Source organism: Pseudomonas ogarae (assembly GCF_014268695.2).
GTDB classification, from domain to species: Bacteria; Pseudomonadota; Gammaproteobacteria; order Pseudomonadales; family Pseudomonadaceae; genus Aquipseudomonas; species Aquipseudomonas kilonensis.
In genome coordinates this window covers 194,112-212,036 of record NZ_CP077086.1, presented here as the reverse complement: position 1 = coordinate 212,036, position 17,925 = coordinate 194,112, and the positions used below count along the sequence as shown (strand labels likewise).

Genomic DNA, 17,925 nt, shown 5'->3' with positions numbered 1-17,925 from the left:
GCTCGAAAAACGCCCAGGCCAGGCTCAAAACCTATTTCCGAATTACCTGAATAAAGCAGGCACGAGGTGCGTGGTGGATTTCCCTTCCCGTTTTGAAGTGATCGTCATCGGCGGCGGTCATGCCGGTACCGAGGCAGCACTTGCATCAGCACGCATGGGAGCAAAAACCCTGTTGCTGACGCATAACGTGGAAACCCTCGGCGCCATGAGCTGCAACCCTGCCATCGGTGGGATCGGCAAAAGCCACCTGGTCAAGGAAATCGATGCCCTTGGGGGCGCGATGGCCATGGCCACCGATAAGGGTGGTATCCAGTTTCGCGTGTTGAACAGCCGCAAAGGCCCAGCCGTGCGCGCTACTCGCGCCCAGGCCGACCGCGTCCTGTACAAGGCCGCTGTCCGTGAAATCCTGGAAAACCAGCCGAACCTGTGGATATTTCAACAAGCGGCCGATGACCTGATCGTCGAGCAGGACCAGGTACGCGGTGTCGTCACGCAAATGGGTCTGCGGTTCTTCGCCGATTCCGTGGTGTTGACCACCGGGACCTTCCTCGGCGGACTTATCCACATCGGTTTGCAGAATTTTTCCGGCGGTCGCGCCGGTGATCCGCCGTCGATTGCTCTGGCTCACCGTCTGCGTGAGTTGCCATTGCGTGTCGGGCGCCTGAAAACCGGTACGCCACCTCGCATCGACGGCAAGTCCGTGGATTTCTCGGTGATGACCGAGCAACCTGGCGATACGCCGATCCCGGTGATGTCGTTCATGGGCAACAAGGAACAGCATCCACGGCAAGTCAGTTGCTGGATCACCCACACCAACGCTCGCACCCACGAAATCATCGCGGCGAACCTCGATCGTTCGCCGATGTATTCCGCTGCCGGTGAAATCGAAGGTGTCGGCCCGCGCTATTGCCCGTCGATTGAAGACAAGATTCATCGCTTTGCCGACAAGGAAAGCCATCAGGTATTCATCGAACCGGAAGGTTTGACCACCCATGAGTTGTATCCGAACGGGATATCCACAAGTCTGCCGTTCGACGTGCAATTGCAGATCGTGCAATCGATCCGTGGCATGGAGAACGCGCACATCGTTCGCCCCGGCTACGCCATCGAATACGACTATTTCGACCCGCGCGACCTGAAGTACAGCCTGGAAACCAAAGCGATCGGCGGTCTGTTCTTCGCCGGGCAGATCAACGGCACCACCGGCTATGAAGAAGCTGGTGCCCAGGGTTTGCTCGCCGGAGCCAACGCCGCACTGCTCGCCAAGGGCAAAGACGCCTGGTGCCCGCGTCGCGATGAGGCGTACATCGGTGTGCTGGTGGATGACCTGATTACCCTGGGTACCCAGGAACCGTATCGGATGTTCACGTCCCGCGCCGAATACCGCCTGATCCTGCGTGAAGACAATGCTGACCTGCGCTTGACCGAGAAAGGTCGCGAACTGGGATTGGTGGACGACATGCGTTGGGCCGCGTTCTGCAAGAAACGCGAGAGCATCGAGCTGGAAGAGCAACGCCTGAAAAGCACCTGGGTTCGTCCCGGTACAGAGCAGGGCGATGCCATCGCGGCGAAATTCGGCACACCGCTGACCCACGAATACAACCTGCTCAACCTCTTGAGCCGTCCGGAAATCGATTACGTCGGGCTGGTGGAAGTGACCGGCCAGGGCGCCGAAGATCCACAGGTGGCCGAACAGGTCGAGATCAAGACCAAATACGCCGGTTACATCGACCGCCAGCAGGACGAAATCGCCCGTCTGCGCGCCAGTGAAGACACCAAGCTGCCTGTGGATATCGATTACACCGGTATTTCCGGGTTGTCGAAAGAAATCCAGAGCAAGCTCGGTGCAACCCGTCCAGAGACCCTGGGCCAGGCCTCGCGCATTCCAGGCGTCACGCCGGCGGCGATTTCCCTGTTGATGATTCATTTGAAAAAACGCGGCGCGGGCCGCCAGTTGGAGCAAAGCGCTTGAGTTCGATGGTCACCTCGCAACACGCTGAAGAGTTATCCACAGGTGCCCGTCAGCTCGGCGTCAGGCTGACTGAAGCCCAGCACACGCAATTGCTGGGTTATCTGGCGTTGTTGATCAAATGGAACAAGGCCTACAACCTGACCGCCGTACGCGATCCGGATGAAATGGTCTCGCGCCATTTGCTCGACAGCCTCAGTATCATGTCCTTCATCGAAAACGGTCGTTGGCTGGACGTAGGCAGCGGCGGTGGCATGCCAGGAATCCCGCTGGCGATCCTGTTTCCCGACTCGCAAGTGACCTGTCTGGACAGCAACGGCAAGAAAACCCGCTTCCTGACCCAGGTCAAACTCGAACTCAAACTGGATAACCTGCAAGTTATCCACAGCCGCGTCGAAGCGTTCCAGCCTGCCGAGCCGTTCAACGGGATCATCTCCCGGGCGTTCAGCAGCATGGAGAACTTCAGCAACTGGACTCGCCACCTGGGCGACGCCGATACGCGCTGGCTGGCAATGAAGGGCGTTCATCCGGCCGATGAGCTGGTAGCATTGCCGGCAGACTTCCACCTCGATAGCGAACACGCCTTGGCCGTACCTGGTTGCCAAGGCCAACGCCATCTGCTGATACTGCGCCGCACGGCATGATTGGGAACACAAGCAAGAATGGCTAAGGTATTCGCGATAGCGAACCAGAAGGGTGGTGTGGGCAAGACCACCACCTGTATCAACCTCGCAGCATCCCTGGTCGCGACCAAGCGCCGGGTGCTGTTGATCGATCTCGATCCACAGGGCAACGCCACCATGGGTAGCGGTGTGGATAAGCATGGACTGGAAAACTCCATCTACGACGTCCTGATCGGCGAATGCGATCTGGGCCAGGCCATGCACTTTTCCGAACACGGCGGTTATCAACTGCTGCCGGCCAACCGTGACCTGACGGCGGCCGAAGTGGTGCTGCTGGAAATGCAGATGAAGGAAAGCCGTCTGCGCAGCGCCTTGGCGCCGATCCGGGAAAACTACGATTACATCCTGATCGACTGCCCGCCGTCGCTGTCGATGCTGACCCTCAACGCCCTGGTGGCGGCCGATGGGGTAATTATCCCCATGCAGTGCGAATACTTCGCATTGGAAGGCTTGAGCGACCTTGTGGATAACATCAAGCGCATCGCCGAACTGTTGAACCCGGACCTGAAGGTCGAAGGCCTGCTGCGGACCATGTACGACCCGCGCCTGAGCCTGATGAACGATGTTTCGGCCCAGCTCAAGGAACACTTCGGCGAGCAGCTCTACGACACGGTCATCCCGCGTAACATCCGTCTGGCCGAAGCGCCGAGCTACGGCATGCCGGCCTTGGCCTACGACAAACAATCCCGTGGTGCGCTGGCTTACCTGGCCCTGGCGGGCGAGATGGTTCGCCGTCAGCGCCGCAATCCACGCACCGCTGCAGCCCAGCCAACTTAAGGAAACCCCATGGCCGTCAAGAAACGAGGTCTCGGACGTGGACTGGATGCACTGCTCAGCGGTCCCACTGTCAGCTCGCTGGAAGAACAGGCCGTCCAGGTCGATCAGCGTGAGTTGCAGCATCTGCCGCTGGACCTGATCCAGCGCGGCAAATACCAGCCACGCCGGGACATGGACCCGCAGGCGCTGGAAGAACTGGCCCAGTCGATCAAGAGCCAGGGCGTGATGCAGCCGATCGTGGTCCGGCCGATTGCCAACGGGCGCTTCGAGATCATCGCCGGCGAACGTCGCTGGCGCGCCAGCCAGCAGGCCGGCCAGGAAACCATCCCGGCAATGGTCCGCGATGTGCCGGATGAAACGGCCATTGCCATGGCGTTGATCGAAAACATCCAGCGTGAAGACCTCAACCCGATCGAGGAAGCCGTGGCCCTGCAGCGCTTGCAGCAGGAATTCCAGCTGACCCAGCAACAAGTTGCCGAGGCGGTGGGCAAGTCCCGCGTGACCGTGGCCAACCTGCTGCGCCTGATTGCGTTGCCGGAAGTCATCAAGACCATGCTGTCCCACGGCGACCTGGAAATGGGTCATGCCCGGGCATTGCTCGGTTTGCCGGAAAATCAACAGGTTGAAGGGGCGCGACATGTTGTCGCACGCGGTCTGACTGTGCGCCAAACCGAGGCACTGGTTCGCCAGTGGCTGAGCGGAAAACCGGCCCCTGTCGAGGCACCCAAAACCGATCCGGATATCGCTCGCTTGGAACAACGCCTGGCCGAGCGCCTGGGCTCTGCGGTGCAGATCCGCCACGGAAAGAAGGGAAAGGGGCAATTGGTGATTGGCTACAACTCCCTCGATGAGCTGCAAGGTGTCCTTGCACACATTCGCTGAAACAATTGCTCTTGTAGCGCGCAGTCGGAAATCACTACCTGGCAGTTGAATAGGGGCAGAACCGCCCCTATACTCTGCGCGCATTTTGTCGGCACAAATTATGCCAAGTTATTGAATTATGGCGGCCGACTATTGGAGAGCAAAAGCGATGGAAACCCGCACGCCAAACCGCTTGCCGTTCCATCGTCTGGCAGTTTTCCCGGTTTTGATGGCTCAATTCACCGTCGTACTGATCGCCACATTGGCGCTCTGGCAATGGAAAGGAGTCGTCGCCGGATACTCAGGGCTTTGCGGAGGCCTGATAGCCTTGCTTCCCAATATTTACTTTGCTCACAGGGCCTTTCGGTTTTCCGGCGCCCGAGCAGCCCAGGCTATCGTCCGGTCTTTTTATGCCGGCGAGGCGGGGAAACTGATTTTGACGGCAGTGCTGTTTGCATTGACGTTCGCAGGTGTGAAGCCACTGGCGCCGCTGGCTGTATTCAGCGTCTTCGTGCTGACCCAACTGGTTAGCTGGTTCGCTCCCCTGCTAATGAGAACAAGACTTTCGAGACCTTAGGGCGTTTGAGGCAACCATGGCAGAGACAACCGCTTCGGGCTATATCCAGCACCACTTGCAGAACCTGACCTTCGGTCAGCTACCCAACGGCGGCTGGGGCTTTGCCCACACCGCAGCAGAAGCCAAGGAAATGGGCTTCTGGGCTTTCCACGTCGATACCCTCGGCTGGTCGGTCGCACTGGGCCTGATCTTCGTTCTTCTTTTCCGCATGGCGGCAAAGAAGGCGACCTCCGGTCAGCCTGGTGCACTGCAGAACTTCGTTGAAGTACTGGTCGAATTCGTCGATGGCAGCGTGAAAGACAGCTTCCATGGCCGTAGCCCGGTGATCGCACCGCTGGCACTGACCATCTTCGTCTGGGTGTTCCTGATGAACGCCGTCGACCTGGTACCGGTCGACTGGATTCCTCAGCTGGCCATCCTGATCTCCGGTGATGCGCACATCCCATTCCGCGCCGTGTCGACCACCGACCCGAACGCGACCCTGGGCATGGCGTTCTCGGTTTTCGCACTGATCATTTTCTATAGCATCAAGGTCAAGGGCATCGGCGGCTTCATCGGCGAACTGACCCTGCATCCGTTCGGCAGCAAGAACATCCTGGTTCAAGCCCTGCTGATCCCGGTGAACTTCCTGCTGGAGTTCGTGACCCTGATCGCCAAGCCGATTTCTCTGGCACTGCGTCTGTTCGGCAACATGTATGCCGGCGAACTGGTGTTCATCCTGATCGCTGTGATGTTCGGCAGCGGCCTGCTGTGGCTCAGCGGCCTGGGTGTAGTCCTGCAATGGGCGTGGGCTGTGTTCCACATCCTGATCATCACCCTGCAGGCGTTCATCTTCATGATGCTGACCATCGTCTACCTGTCGATGGCGCACGAAGAAAACCATTAAGACCAGTCTCGACTAGTCTGATGTCCTTCCCGGTCAAACGGGAAGGAGCCCGAACCGGGCTGAGAAACGATTTGTTTTACCGCTTTAATCTAAAAAACCTAAACCATACGACGTAAAAGTCGGGAGGAAAGATGGAAACTGTAGTTGGTCTAACCGCTATCGCTGTTGCACTGTTGATCGGCCTGGGCGCACTGGGTACCGCAATTGGTTTCGGCCTGTTGGGCGGCAAGTTCCTGGAAGGCGCAGCGCGTCAGCCAGAAATGGTTCCAATGCTGCAAGTCAAAATGTTCATCGTGGCCGGTCTGCTCGACGCCGTGACCATGATCGGTGTTGGTATCGCGCTGTTCTTCACCTTTGCGAACCCGTTCGTTGGTCAAATCGCTGGCTAATTACTCGGATGTCTCGAGTAGATTGGTGTGATGGACAACGTAACTGCGAGGTGTTGGCGTGAACATTAATGCGACCCTGATTGGCCAGTCCGTTGCGTTCCTGATTTTTGTACTGTTCTGCATGAAGTTCGTATGGCCTCCGGTCATTGCGGCATTGCACGAACGTCAAAAGAAGATCGCTGATGGTCTGGACGCTGCCAGCCGTGCAGCTCGCGACCTGGAGTTGGCCCATGAGAAAGTGGGTCAGCAACTGCGCGAAGCGAAAGCTCAGGCAGCTGAAATCATCGAGCAAGCCAAGAAACGCGGTACCCAGATTGTCGACGAAGCCCGTGAACAGGCTCGCGTCGAAGCTGACCGTGTGAAGGCTCAGGCTCAAGCCGAGATCGAACAGGAACTCAACAGTGTCAAAGACGCGCTGCGTGCCCAAGTGGGTGCCCTGGCCGTTGGCGGTGCTTCGAAGATCCTGGGTGCCACAATCGATCAAAACGCGCACGCAGAGCTGGTTAACCAACTGGCTGCTGAAATCTAAGCGAGGGCGATCATGGCAGAACTGACCACGTTGGCCCGACCTTACGCTAAGGCGGCCTTCGAGCACGCTCAGGCCCACCAGCAACTGGCCAATTGGTCAGCCATGCTCGGCCTGGCTGCAGCGGTGTCGCAAGACGACACCATGCAGCGCGTGCTCAAGGCCCCGCGACTGACGAGCGCAGAAAAGGCCGCCACGTTCATTGACGTGTGCGGCGACAAGTTCGATGCCAAGGCACAGAATTTCATTCACGTCGTTGCCGAAAACGACCGTCTCCTGCTTCTGCCGGAGATCGCCACTCTTTTCGACCTGTACAAGGCCGAGCAAGAGAAGTCGGTAGACGTGGAAGTGACCAGTGCTTTCGCATTGAACCAAGAACAGCAAGACAAACTCGCCAAGGTTCTCAGTGCACGACTCAACCGGGAAGTGCGCCTGCAAGTCGAGGAAGACAAGTCCCTGATAGGGGGCGTTGTAATCCGCGCCGGCGACCTGGTTATCGATGGCTCGATTCGCGGCAAAATCGCGAAACTTGCCGAAGCATTGAAATCTTGAGTTTGAAGGGGCAGCAGAGCAATGCAGCAACTCAATCCTTCCGAAATAAGTGAAATTATCAAGGGCCGCATCGACAAGCTCGATGTGACCTCCCAAGCCCGTAACGAAGGCACTGTCGTCAGCGTATCTGACGGTATCGTGCGGATTCACGGTCTGGCCGACGTCATGTACGGCGAGATGATCGAGTTTCCGGGCGGCGTCTACGGTATGGCCCTCAACCTGGAGCAAGACTCCGTAGGTGCCGTTGTACTGGGTTCCTACCAGTCGCTGGCCGAAGGCATGAGCGCCAAGTGCACCGGCCGCATCCTCGAAGTTCCGGTTGGTAAGGAACTGCTGGGTCGCGTTGTCGACGCACTGGGCAACCCTGTTGACGGCAAAGGTCCGCTGAACAACACCGAGACCGACGCGGTCGAGAAAGTTGCTCCTGGCGTGATTTGGCGTAAGTCGGTAGACCAGCCTGTACAGACTGGCTACAAGGCTGTCGATGCCATGATCCCTGTCGGCCGTGGCCAGCGTGAGCTGATCATCGGCGACCGTCAGATCGGTAAGACCGCTCTGGCGATCGACGCGATCATCAACCAGAAGAACAGCGGCATTTTCTGCGTCTACGTAGCCATTGGTCAGAAGCAGTCGACCATCGCCAACGTGGTTCGCAAGCTGGAAGAAAACGGCGCCCTGGCCAACACCATCATCGTGGCGGCCAGCGCATCGGAATCTCCTGCGCTGCAGTTCCTGGCACCGTACTCCGGTTGCACCATGGGCGAATACTTCCGCGACCGCGGTGAAGACGCGCTGATCGTTTATGACGATCTGTCCAAGCAGGCAGTGGCTTACCGCCAGATCTCCCTGCTGCTGCGCCGTCCACCAGGCCGTGAAGCCTACCCAGGCGACGTGTTCTATCTCCACTCCCGTCTCCTGGAGCGCGCATCCCGCGTTTCGGAAGAGTACGTAGAGAAGTTCACCAATGGCGCAGTGACCGGCAAGACCGGCTCCCTGACCGCTCTGCCGATCATCGAAACCCAGGCTGGCGACGTTTCCGCGTTCGTTCCGACCAACGTGATTTCCATCACCGACGGTCAGATCTTCCTGGAATCGGCCATGTTCAACTCCGGGATCCGTCCTGCTGTGAACGCCGGTGTTTCGGTATCCCGTGTGGGTGGTGCCGCTCAGACCAAGATCATCAAGAAGCTGTCCGGTGGTATCCGTACCGCCCTGGCCCAGTATCGTGAACTGGCGGCATTCGCCCAGTTCGCTTCTGACCTGGACGAAGCGACCCGTAAGCAACTTGAGCATGGTCAGCGCGTTACCGAGCTGATGAAGCAGAAGCAATACGCACCAATGTCGATCGCTGACATGGCGCTGTCGCTGTATGCCGCTGAGCGTGGGTTCCTGACTGACGTTGAAATCGCCAAGGTCGGCAGCTTTGAACAAGCGCTGATTGCTTACTTCAACCGCGATCACGCCGACTTGTTGGCCAAGATCAACGTGAAGGGTGACTTCAATGACGAAATCGACGCTGGCATGAAAGCCGGTATCGAGAAGTTCAAGGCCACCCAAACCTGGTAAGCCGCAGCGGGAGTCGCAAGGCTCCCGCTTGCTAACCTGATAGGTGTTACATGGCAGGCGCAAAAGAGATTCGCAGTAAGATTGCGAGCATCAAAAGCACGCAAAAAATTACCAGCGCCATGGAAAAAGTGGCGGTCAGCAAAATGCGCAAGGCACAAATGCGCATGGCTGCTAGCCGCCCTTATGCGGAGCGCATCCGCCAGGTTATTGGTCATCTGGCCAACGCCAACCCGGAATATCGCCACCCGTTCATGATCGACCGTGCTATCAAGCGCGTCGGTTACGTCGTGGTGAGCAGTGACCGTGGTCTGTGTGGTGGCTTGAACACCAACCTGTTCAAGGCCCTGGTCAAGGACATGGCTGTAAACCGCGAACAAGGCGTCGAGATCGATCTGTGCGTGATTGGTAGCAAGGGTGCGGCTTTCTTCCGCAACTTCGGCGGCAACGTCGTCGCTGCTATCAGCCACCTGGGTGAAGAACCGTCGATCAATGACCTGATCGGCAGCGTCAAGGTGATGCTGGATGCTTACCTGGAAGGCCGGATTGACCGCCTGTCCGTGGTATCCAACAAGTTCATCAACACCATGACGCAACAGCCAACCGTGGAGCAATTGGTCCCACTGGTGGCGACCCCGGAACAGGAACTCAAGCACCACTGGGACTATCTCTACGAACCGGATGCCAAGGAGCTGCTTGACGGCTTGATGGTCCGCTACGTGGAGTCGCAGGTCTACCAGGCGGTGGTCGAGAACAACGCAGCTGAACAAGCGGCGCGGATGATCGCGATGAAGAACGCTACCGACAACGCCGGTGATTTGATCAGCGATTTGCAGCTGATCTACAACAAGGCGCGTCAGGCTGCGATCACCCAAGAGATCTCGGAAATCGTCGGCGGCGCTGCCGCGGTTTAACGGTTCAAATATTCAGAGGATCCAGCTATGAGTAGCGGACGTATCGTTCAAATCATCGGCGCCGTTATCGACGTGGAATTTCCACGCGACAGCGTACCGAGCATCTACAACGCGCTGAAAGTACAAGGCGCGGAAACTACCCTGGAAGTTCAGCAGCAGCTGGGCGACGGCATCGTTCGTACCATTGCGATGGGTTCTACCGAAGGCTTGAAGCGCGGTCTGGACGTTGTCGACTCTGGCGCTGCCATCTCCGTACCGGTCGGTAAAGCGACCCTGGGCCGGATCATGGACGTACTGGGCAACCCGATCGACGAAGCGGGTCCGATCGACACCGAAGAGCGCTGGGGCATTCACCGTCCTGCGCCATCCTTCGCTGAACAGGCGGGCGGCAACGACCTGCTGGAAACCGGCATCAAGGTTATCGACCTGGTTTGCCCGTTCGCCAAGGGCGGTAAAGTCGGTCTGTTCGGTGGTGCCGGTGTTGGCAAGACCGTAAACATGATGGAACTGATCCGTAACATCGCCATCGAGCACAGCGGTTATTCCGTGTTCGCCGGTGTGGGTGAGCGTACTCGTGAGGGTAACGACTTCTACCACGAGATGAAGGATTCCAACGTTCTGGACAAAGTGGCACTGGTCTACGGCCAGATGAACGAGCCGCCGGGAAACCGTCTGCGCGTAGCCCTGACCGGCCTGACCATGGCCGAGAAGTTCCGTGACGAAGGTAACGACGTTCTGCTGTTCGTCGACAACATCTACCGTTACACCCTGGCCGGTACCGAAGTTTCCGCACTGCTGGGCCGTATGCCTTCGGCAGTAGGTTACCAGCCGACCCTGGCTGAAGAGATGGGCGTTCTGCAAGAACGTATCACTTCGACCAAGGAAGGTTCGATCACTTCGATCCAAGCGGTATACGTACCTGCGGATGACTTGACCGACCCGTCGCCAGCGACCACCTTCGCCCACTTGGACGCCACCGTCGTTCTGTCCCGTGACATCGCTTCCCTGGGTATCTACCCAGCGGTTGACCCACTGGACTCGACTTCGCGCCAGCTGGACCCGAACGTGATCGGCCAGGAGCACTACGACACCGCTCGCGGCGTCCAGTACGTGCTGCAGCGCTACAAAGAGCTGAAGGACATCATTGCGATCCTGGGTATGGACGAGCTGTCGGAAGCCGACAAGCAGTTGGTATCCCGCGCTCGTAAGATCCAGCGCTTCTTGTCGCAGCCGTTCTTCGTGGCTGAAGTCTTCACCGGTGCCTCGGGTAAATACGTTTCCCTGAAAGACACCATTGCTGGCTTCAAAGGCATCCTCAACGGTGACTACGACCACCTGCCAGAACAAGCGTTCTACATGGTCGGCGGCATCGAAGAAGCGATCGAGAAAGCCAAGAAACTGTAATCCCGGCGCCCGGCAACGGGCGCTAATTTAGGTTGAGGCAATCAGATGGCTATGACAGTCCATTGCGATATCGTCAGTGCGGAAGGGGAAATCTTCTCCGGCCTGGTTGAGATGGTGATTGCGCATGGTGAGCTGGGTGATCTTGGTATCGCTCTGGGTCACGCACCGCTGATCACTAATCTGAAACCGGGTCCGATCCGCTTGATCAAGCAGGGCGGGGAAGCCGAGGTGTATTACATCTCCGGTGGTTTCCTCGAGGTTCAGCCGAACATGGTCAAGGTCCTTGCCGACACTGTGCAACGTGCTGCCGACCTGGACGAAGCCTCCGCTCAGGAAGCCGTCAAGGCTGCCGAGAAGGCCCTGCACGAGCGTGGCGCGGAGTTCGATTACGGTTCTGCTGCTGCACGTCTGGCCGAGGCCGCAGCCCAGCTGCGCACCGTCCAGCAGATCCGCAAGAAGTTCGGCGGCTAAGCCGTCTGCTTTCTGTGCGATTGATTAAAAAGGGTAGCCTCGGCTACCCTTTTTTCTTTTCCCGATACTCATCATCTGGTCGCAGCCGCTGACCACCCAGGATTGGTAGCCAGTCATGTCTCTCGAAATCGTTATCCTCGCGGCCGGTCAAGGCACCCGCATGCGTTCGGCGCTGCCCAAGGTCTTGCACCCGGTAGCCGGCAATTCCATGCTCGGCCATGTTATCCACAGCGCCCGGCAACTTGATCCACAGCGCATTCACGTGGTGATCGGCCACGGTGCCGATGCGGTGCGCGAACGCCTGGCCGCCGATGACCTGAATTTCGTCCTGCAGGACAAACAACTGGGCACTGGCCATGCGGTGGCCCAGGCCGTGCCGTTCATCACGGCCGATACGGTGCTGATTCTCTACGGCGATGTGCCGCTGATCGAAGTCGACACCTTGCAGCGCCTGCTCAAGCATGTTGCGCCACAACAGTTGGGCCTGTTGACCGTCGAGCTGGATGACCCCACCGGTTATGGCCGCATCGTGCGTAACGTCGATGGCCAAGTGACCGCCATTGTCGAGCAGAAGGACGCCAACGAAGCCCAGCGCGCGATCACTGAAGGCAACACCGGGATTCTGGCCGTGCCGGCCGAGCGCCTGGGTGACTGGATGAGTCGTCTGTCGAACAACAACGCCCAGGGCGAGTACTACCTGACCGACGTGATTGCCATGGCGGTCAGCGACGGGCTGGTGGTCGCCACCGAGCAGCCGCTGGACGCCATGGAAGTGCAGGGCGCCAATGATCGCCGGCAACTGGCCGAGCTGGAGCGCCACTATCAATTGCGCGCCGCCCGCCGCCTGATGGCCCAAGGCGTGACCCTGCGCGACCCGGCCCGTTTCGACGTGCGCGGTGAAGTCAGCGTGGGCCGCGATGTGGTCATCGACATCAACGTCATCCTCGAAGGCAAGGTCGTCATCGAAGACGACGTGGTCATCGGCCCGAACTGCGTGATCAAGGACAGCACCCTGCGCAAAGGCGTGGTGATCAAAGCCAACAGCCATCTCGACGGTGCGATCATGGGGGAGGGCAGCGACGCCGGCCCGTTTGCCCGCCTGCGTCCAGGATCGGTGCTGGAAGCCCGTGCCCATGTGGGTAACTTCGTCGAACTGAAGAATGCTCACCTGGGTGAAGGTGCCAAGGCCGGGCACCTGACCTACCTCGGTGACGCTGAAGTCGGCGCCCGCACCAACATCGGCGCTGGGACCATCACCTGCAACTACGATGGCGCCAACAAGTGGAAAACCGTGTTGGGTGAAGATGTGTTTATCGGCTCGAACAACTCCTTGGTAGCACCTGTGGATATCTCCAGCGGTGCGACCACGGCAGCCGGTTCGACCCTTACCCAGAATGTGGATAAAGGCCAATTGGCAGTCGGACGTGCCCGCCAACGCAACATCGACGGCTGGAAGCGACCGGAGAAAATCAAGAAGCCCTAAAGTTATCCACAACCCCCTGTGGGAGCGAGCTTGCTCGCGATAGCGGTGTAATCAGGTAAAGCAGCATTGCCTGACCTGGCCCTTTCGCGAGCAAGCTCGCTCCCACAGTAATTTAGGGAGTTTCTGAATTTTTCTTCTCCTGCCTTGACGATATCGCTTCAATAGGTTTTGATTGCTTACGTTATCTTTCGAATCGAAACTTATACCGCCATGTCGAAACGCAACACGCCACAACGCCGTCACAACATCCTTGCCTTGCTCCAGGAGCAGGGTGAGGTCAGCGTGGATGAGTTGGCCAAGCGCTTCGAAACCTCGGAAGTTACGATTCGCAAGGACCTCGCCGCCCTGGAAACCAATGGCCTGCTGCTGCGTCGCTACGGTGGCGCGGTCACGATGCCGCAGGAGTTGGTGGCCGATAACGGGCAAAGCGTCTCCAAGTACAAACTGGCCATTGCCCGGGCCGCTGTGAAGCGGATCCGCGAGCACGCGCGCATCATCATCGACAGCGGCAGCACCACGGCGGCCATGATTCCGCAACTCGGCCAACAGCCGGGCCTGGTGGTGATGACCAATTCCCTGCACGTTGCCAATGCCTTGAGCGAACTGGAGCACGAGCCGGTGCTGTTGATGACCGGCGGCACCTGGGATCCTCACTCCGAGTCGTTCCAGGGCCAGGTGGCCGAGCAGGTCCTGCGTTCCTATGACTTCGACCAGTTGTTCATCGGCGCCGACGGCATCGATCTGGTTCGAGGTACCACCACCTTCAACGAACTGCTGGGCTTGAGCCGTGTGATGGCTGAGGTTGCCCGGGAAGTGATCGTGATGGTGGAGGCCGACAAGATCGGCCGCAAGATCCCCAACCTGGAGCTGCCGTGGAGCAGCGTCCATACCCTCATTACCGATGATCGCCTGCCCGTAGAGGCCCGCGATCAGATTCAGGCCCGCGGCATCACCGTGATCTGCGCGCCTGTCAGCCAGGAGAAATAGCATGTGTGGAATTGTAGGCGCCGTTGCTGAACGCAACATCACAGCAATCTTGCTCGAAGGCCTCAAGCGCCTGGAATACCGCGGCTACGACAGCGCCGGTGTGGCGGTATTGACCAACGACGAAAAGCTTGAGCGGATGCGTCGTCCGGGCAAGGTCAGCGAATTGGAACGCGCCCTGGACGCTGAACCGCTGATTGGTCGCCTGGGCATTGCCCACACGCGTTGGGCCACTCATGGCGCACCTTGCGAGCGCAACGCCCATCCCCATTTCTCCGACGATCTGGCGGTAGTGCACAACGGCATCATCGAGAACTATGAAGCCTTGCGCGAACAGCTCAAGGCGCTCGGCTATGTGTTCACCTCGGACACGGACACTGAAGTCATCGCCCATCTGCTCAATCACAAGCTCAAGGACCTGGTGGACCTGACCGTCGCCCTCAAGGCCACCGTCAAGGAACTGCACGGGGCCTATGGGCTGGCGGTCATCAGTGCGAAACAACCGGATCGTCTGGTGGCAGCGCGCAGCGGTAGCCCGTTGGTGATCGGTCTGGGCCTGGGGGAAAACTTCCTGGCCTCCGATCAGTTGGCGCTGCGTCAGGTCACCGACCGCTTCATGTACCTGGAAGAAGGCGATATCGCCGAAATTCGCCGCGACAACGTGCAGATCTGGGACCTCGATGGCAAAAGCGTAGAGCGTGAGACCGTCCAGTACCGCGACGGTGCCGACGCCGCCGACAAGGGCGAGTTCCGCCACTTCATGCTCAAGGAAATCCATGAACAACCGGCCGTGGTGCAACGCACCCTGGAAGGCCGCATGAGCCAGAACCAGGTGCTGGTCCAAGCGTTTGGTCCACAGGCGGCCGAGTTGTTCGCCAAGGTCCGCAACGTGCAGATCGTGGCCTGCGGCACCAGTTATCACGCCGGCATGGTTGCCCGTTACTGGCTGGAAGAGCTGGCCGGTATTCCGTGCCAGGTCGAAGTCGCCAGCGAGTTCCGCTATCGCAAAGTGGTGGTGCAGCCTGACACGCTGTTCGTCACCATTTCCCAATCTGGTGAGACTGCCGACACCCTGGCCGCTCTGCGCAATGCCAAGGAGCTGGGCTACCTCGCCAGCCTGGCGATCTGCAACGTCGGCATCAGCTCGCTGGTGCGCGAATCCGACCTGACCCTGCTGACCCAGGCCGGCCGCGAAATCGGTGTGGCGTCGACCAAGGCGTTCACCACGCAACTGGTGGGCCTGCTGTTGCTGACGCTGTCCCTGGGTCAGGTGCGCGGTACCCTGGGCAAAGGGGTCGAGGCAACATTGGTCGAAGAGCTGCGCCGCCTGCCGGCTCGCCTGGGCGAAGCCCTGGCCATGGACGGTACTGTGGAAAAAATCGCCGAGCTGTTCGCCGAGAAGAACCACACTCTGTTCCTGGGCCGTGGCGCGCAATTCCCGGTGGCGATGGAAGGGGCATTGAAGCTCAAGGAAATCTCCTACATCCACGCCGAGGCCTACCCGGCCGGCGAGCTCAAGCACGGCCCGCTGGCGCTTGTGGATAACGACATGCCGGTGGTCACCGTCGCGCCGAACAACGAGCTGCTGGAAAAGCTCAAGTCCAACCTGCAGGAAGTGCGCGCCCGTGGCGGCCAGTTGATTGTCTTTGCTGACGAGAAGGCCGGCATGACCAATGGCGAAGGCACCCACGTGGTACACATGCCGCACATCCACGACATCCTGTCGCCGATCCTCTACACCATCCCGTTGCAGTTGTTGTCGTACTACGTCGCCGTGCTCAAGGGGACTGATGTGGACCAGCCGCGTAACCTGGCGAAATCGGTAACGGTTGAGTAAGGATGTCGCCCGGGTCACGGATCCAGCCTGCCGGCTCGGACTCAAAACGCTCATAAAACTAACCCCCTGAATTCAGGGGGTTTTTTATGGAATAAATAAAACCTCTATGCCGGTTTAGGCCAGGACCAGAGGTTCAAGAGCGTCTTGGTCGCCGGCCCTGTTCGTCGTATTCATGGCGAGCCACTGAACAACTGCGTTGACAACCTGAGGCATAGGTGATGATATCAAGTCATACGACAACGTATGACATAGAAAATAATAAAAACGAAAGGCGCAGTCATGTCTTCTACATTTGCCGCCCAGCGAGTTTGCAGTCCATCGGCCCCGCGCCTTATCGCGGTGCGCCAGCTATCTTCTTTACTTCCCGAAAAGCCCCGTGCGGGCTCGCCAGTGCAATCGAATTCCCCGATCCCAACGTTCAAGCATCCGCGCCTGTCCCGCCAGGCGTTAGCGCTGGGCGTGTTCGTTTCTTGCTCAACTTCAATCCCACAATGATAGGCAGTACCTGGAGAACAATAATGAAGAAAACACTCTGCGCCTCTTTGATCGCCTCTTTTCTGAGCCTGACAGCTGGTACGGCAATGGCTGCCGACGCCAGCGACTGGCCAAGCCGGCCGGTGCAGGTGGTGGTTATTGCCAACGCCGGCGGTGACACCGACTTCAATGCCCGAATGATGGCCAAGTACTTCACCAAGCTCACCGGCAAATCCATGGTGGTCACCAACATGGCCGGCGGGGGCGGGACGATCGCCGCCGATGCGGTGAAAAGCGCGGCACCGGATGGCAATACCATCCTGTTCACCCACACCGGCCAGTTGATCGTCAACGAGGTCGCAGGGCTGTCAGAGGACCGCTTTGATGCGTTCGATATCTCCTGCATTGCCGGCGTCGACAAAGGCGCGGTGTTCGTCTCGGCGAAAAGCTCGGGCATCGATAGCCTTGACCAACTGGTTGAAAAAGCCAAGGCCAAGCCCGGCACCATCACCTACGGCACCGAGATGGGCAACTTCTCCCACCTGCAAGGCTTGATGTTCGAGAAGTTGGCCGGCGTGAAACTGAAAATGGTCGACAGCGGCACGGTGTCTGAAAAAATCGTCGCCTTGCTGGGCAAGCGTATCGACCTCGGCGCCATCAGCTATGGCTCGGTTCAAGACTACATTTCCAGTGGCAAGATGACCGCTCTGGGCCAACCCAACTCTGAGCGCAACGCGTTGCTGGGTGACGTCAAGACCTTCAAGGAACAAGGCGTGGATTTGATCCTGGACAAGCCTTATGTCGTCGCCTTCCCGAAAGGCACAGACCCGGCCATCGTCAAGAAAATGGCCGACACCATGAAGAAAATCACCGAAGAGCCGGAATACGCCGAAGAGCTGAAAAAATCCTTCAAGCAGCCGGTCAGCTTCCAGGGCACCGAAGAAGCTGTTGCCACCTTGAACAAAACCCGCGACAGCTTCATGCAGTTCAAGGACGAGATGCGTAAAGCCAAGTAATTTTACGTAACGGCACGGGTGTGCGCCGCGTTGGCAAGCACCCGATCGCCAGTCTTTTTCAGCAAGAGGAGCCTGTATGGATTCCTATAAAAGAAACGAGCTGATCGCCGGCCTGGCCATGCTCGGCGCCGGCATCGCTTATCTGATATTGACCATGAACCTGCCGCGTCGCGGGACGGTCGATGCCGCGTTCGTGCCGTGGGTGCTCGCTGTCGCGTTGTGCCTGTTGGGCGCGTTGCAATTGTGGGCGTGGCGAAAGCTGCCGGACAAAAGTGCCGAGCCCACCGAAAAACCTGAGTCGATCGACTATCCAACGGTCTTCAAATCCCTGGCTTTGGTGCTGCTTTTTACAGCGTTGCTGGAGACCGTGGGTTTCGTGATCATGACGGTGCTTTATCTCTATGCCCAGTTCATCGTGCTGACCCCTGCGGAACAAAAGGTCAAGCACCTCCAATACGCGCTGATAGCGGTCGTTTCCGCGGTGCTGATTTTCTTCATTTTTCGCCATGGCTTCGACTTGCTCCTGCCTGTCGGTTTATTGGATTTCTAGGGGACGGCC

The 17,925-nt window shown here is 58.6% G+C and carries 18 protein-coding genes; all 18 read left to right on the top strand.

The genetic code is table 11. From position 1 onward, the window contains the following. The first annotated feature begins 73 nt into the window (after positions 1-73). The 18 genes from mnmG (at position 74) to HU749_RS00780 (ending at position 17,916) form a co-directional block, all read left to right on the top strand. Complete coding sequence (gene mnmG / locus HU749_RS00865) at positions 74-1,972, top strand: tRNA uridine-5-carboxymethylaminomethyl(34) synthesis enzyme MnmG (protein WP_014340993.1); 1,899 nt, start codon at positions 74-76, stop codon at positions 1,970-1,972. A 5-nt stretch (positions 1,973-1,977) separates the two neighbouring features. Beyond that, positions 1,978-2,613, top strand: coding sequence for a 16S rRNA (guanine(527)-N(7))-methyltransferase RsmG (rsmG, locus tag HU749_RS00860; RefSeq protein WP_186649593.1), 636 nt, complete (start codon positions 1,978-1,980; stop codon positions 2,611-2,613). An 18-nt stretch (positions 2,614-2,631) separates the two neighbouring features. Further along, positions 2,632-3,429: a ParA family protein gene (locus tag HU749_RS00855; protein WP_003207100.1), complete on the top strand. Its 798-nt coding sequence runs from the start codon at positions 2,632-2,634 to the stop codon at positions 3,427-3,429. A gap of 9 nt (positions 3,430-3,438) precedes the next feature. Then, on the top strand, positions 3,439-4,311 hold the full coding sequence (locus HU749_RS00850; RefSeq protein ID WP_003207098.1) for a ParB/RepB/Spo0J family partition protein: 873 nt from the start codon (positions 3,439-3,441) through the stop codon (positions 4,309-4,311). Positions 4,312-4,459: 148 nt separating this feature from the next. Then, on the top strand, positions 4,460-4,867 hold the full coding sequence (locus tag HU749_RS00845; RefSeq protein ID WP_014340990.1) for a F0F1 ATP synthase subunit I: 408 nt from the start codon (positions 4,460-4,462) through the stop codon (positions 4,865-4,867). Between the two features lie 16 nt (positions 4,868-4,883). Beyond that, positions 4,884-5,753, top strand: a complete 870-nt coding sequence (gene atpB / locus HU749_RS00840) for a F0F1 ATP synthase subunit A (RefSeq protein WP_014340989.1) — start codon at positions 4,884-4,886, stop codon at positions 5,751-5,753. 131 nt (positions 5,754-5,884) lie between these two features. Continuing rightward, complete coding sequence (atpE, locus tag HU749_RS00835) at positions 5,885-6,142, top strand: F0F1 ATP synthase subunit C (protein ID WP_003097235.1); 258 nt, start codon at positions 5,885-5,887, stop codon at positions 6,140-6,142. 58 nt (positions 6,143-6,200) lie between these two features. Beyond that, the gene (locus HU749_RS00830; protein ID WP_003187193.1) at positions 6,201-6,671 is read left to right on the top strand and encodes a F0F1 ATP synthase subunit B; all 471 of its coding nucleotides are present in this window, start codon (positions 6,201-6,203) and stop codon (positions 6,669-6,671) included. A gap of 12 nt (positions 6,672-6,683) precedes the next feature. Further along, positions 6,684-7,220 (top strand): F0F1 ATP synthase subunit delta, encoded by a 537-nt coding sequence (locus tag HU749_RS00825; RefSeq protein ID WP_003207094.1) that lies wholly within the window; start codon positions 6,684-6,686, stop codon positions 7,218-7,220. A gap of 21 nt (positions 7,221-7,241) precedes the next feature. Continuing rightward, complete coding sequence (gene atpA, locus HU749_RS00820; RefSeq protein ID WP_003207093.1) at positions 7,242-8,786, top strand: F0F1 ATP synthase subunit alpha; 1,545 nt, start codon at positions 7,242-7,244, stop codon at positions 8,784-8,786. Positions 8,787-8,836: 50 nt separating this feature from the next. Next, a complete protein-coding gene (gene atpG / locus HU749_RS00815) occupies positions 8,837-9,697 on the top strand; it encodes a F0F1 ATP synthase subunit gamma (protein ID WP_014340988.1) in 861 nt (286 codons plus the stop codon). Between the two features lie 27 nt (positions 9,698-9,724). After that, positions 9,725-11,101 (top strand): F0F1 ATP synthase subunit beta, encoded by a 1,377-nt coding sequence (gene atpD / locus HU749_RS00810; protein ID WP_014340987.1) that lies wholly within the window; start codon positions 9,725-9,727, stop codon positions 11,099-11,101. Positions 11,102-11,146: 45 nt separating this feature from the next. Then, a complete protein-coding gene (locus HU749_RS00805; RefSeq protein WP_003207087.1) occupies positions 11,147-11,572 on the top strand; it encodes a F0F1 ATP synthase subunit epsilon in 426 nt (141 codons plus the stop codon). A 115-nt stretch (positions 11,573-11,687) separates the two neighbouring features. Continuing rightward, positions 11,688-13,055, top strand: coding sequence for a bifunctional UDP-N-acetylglucosamine diphosphorylase/glucosamine-1-phosphate N-acetyltransferase GlmU (glmU, locus tag HU749_RS00800; RefSeq protein WP_041476218.1), 1,368 nt, complete (start codon positions 11,688-11,690; stop codon positions 13,053-13,055). Positions 13,056-13,265: 210 nt separating this feature from the next. Next, positions 13,266-14,042, top strand: coding sequence for a DeoR/GlpR family DNA-binding transcription regulator (locus tag HU749_RS00795; protein WP_186649490.1), 777 nt, complete (start codon positions 13,266-13,268; stop codon positions 14,040-14,042). Position 14,043: 1 nt separating this feature from the next. Continuing rightward, positions 14,044-15,876 (top strand): glutamine--fructose-6-phosphate transaminase (isomerizing), encoded by a 1,833-nt coding sequence (glmS, locus tag HU749_RS00790; RefSeq protein ID WP_186649489.1) that lies wholly within the window; start codon positions 14,044-14,046, stop codon positions 15,874-15,876. 518 nt (positions 15,877-16,394) lie between these two features. Beyond that, entirely contained in the window at positions 16,395-17,366 is a 972-nt protein-coding gene (locus HU749_RS00785; protein WP_186649487.1) for a tripartite tricarboxylate transporter substrate binding protein, read from the top strand. A gap of 76 nt (positions 17,367-17,442) precedes the next feature. Beyond that, positions 17,443-17,916: a tripartite tricarboxylate transporter TctB family protein gene (locus HU749_RS00780; RefSeq protein WP_186649484.1), complete on the top strand. Its 474-nt coding sequence runs from the start codon at positions 17,443-17,445 to the stop codon at positions 17,914-17,916. Positions 17,917-17,925: the final 9 nt, after the last annotated feature.

What these genes read in the sequence shown, in the direction of transcription:
- rsmG (WP_186649593.1), top strand. Translation starts at nt 1,978, where the DNA reads ATGGTCACCTCGCAACACGCTGAAGAGTTATCCACAGGTGCCCGTCAG.
- HU749_RS00855 (WP_003207100.1), top strand. Translation starts at nt 2,632, where the DNA reads ATGGCTAAGGTATTCGCGATAGCGAACCAGAAGGGTGGTGTGGGCAAG.
- HU749_RS00850 (WP_003207098.1), top strand. Translation starts at nt 3,439, where the DNA reads ATGGCCGTCAAGAAACGAGGTCTCGGACGTGGACTGGATGCACTGCTC.
- HU749_RS00845 (WP_014340990.1), top strand. Translation starts at nt 4,460, where the DNA reads ATGGAAACCCGCACGCCAAACCGCTTGCCGTTCCATCGTCTGGCAGTT.
- atpB (WP_014340989.1), top strand. Translation starts at nt 4,884, where the DNA reads ATGGCAGAGACAACCGCTTCGGGCTATATCCAGCACCACTTGCAGAAC.
- atpE (WP_003097235.1), top strand. Translation starts at nt 5,885, where the DNA reads ATGGAAACTGTAGTTGGTCTAACCGCTATCGCTGTTGCACTGTTGATC.
- HU749_RS00825 (WP_003207094.1), top strand. Translation starts at nt 6,684, where the DNA reads ATGGCAGAACTGACCACGTTGGCCCGACCTTACGCTAAGGCGGCCTTC.
- atpA (WP_003207093.1), top strand. Translation starts at nt 7,242, where the DNA reads ATGCAGCAACTCAATCCTTCCGAAATAAGTGAAATTATCAAGGGCCGC.
- atpG (WP_014340988.1), top strand. Translation starts at nt 8,837, where the DNA reads ATGGCAGGCGCAAAAGAGATTCGCAGTAAGATTGCGAGCATCAAAAGC.
- atpD (WP_014340987.1), top strand. Translation starts at nt 9,725, where the DNA reads ATGAGTAGCGGACGTATCGTTCAAATCATCGGCGCCGTTATCGACGTG.
- HU749_RS00805 (WP_003207087.1), top strand. Translation starts at nt 11,147, where the DNA reads ATGGCTATGACAGTCCATTGCGATATCGTCAGTGCGGAAGGGGAAATC.
- glmU (WP_041476218.1), top strand. Translation starts at nt 11,688, where the DNA reads ATGTCTCTCGAAATCGTTATCCTCGCGGCCGGTCAAGGCACCCGCATG.
- HU749_RS00795 (WP_186649490.1), top strand. Translation starts at nt 13,266, where the DNA reads ATGTCGAAACGCAACACGCCACAACGCCGTCACAACATCCTTGCCTTG.
- glmS (WP_186649489.1), top strand. Translation starts at nt 14,044, where the DNA reads ATGTGTGGAATTGTAGGCGCCGTTGCTGAACGCAACATCACAGCAATC.
- HU749_RS00785 (WP_186649487.1), top strand. Translation starts at nt 16,395, where the DNA reads ATGAAGAAAACACTCTGCGCCTCTTTGATCGCCTCTTTTCTGAGCCTG.
- HU749_RS00780 (WP_186649484.1), top strand. Translation starts at nt 17,443, where the DNA reads ATGGATTCCTATAAAAGAAACGAGCTGATCGCCGGCCTGGCCATGCTC.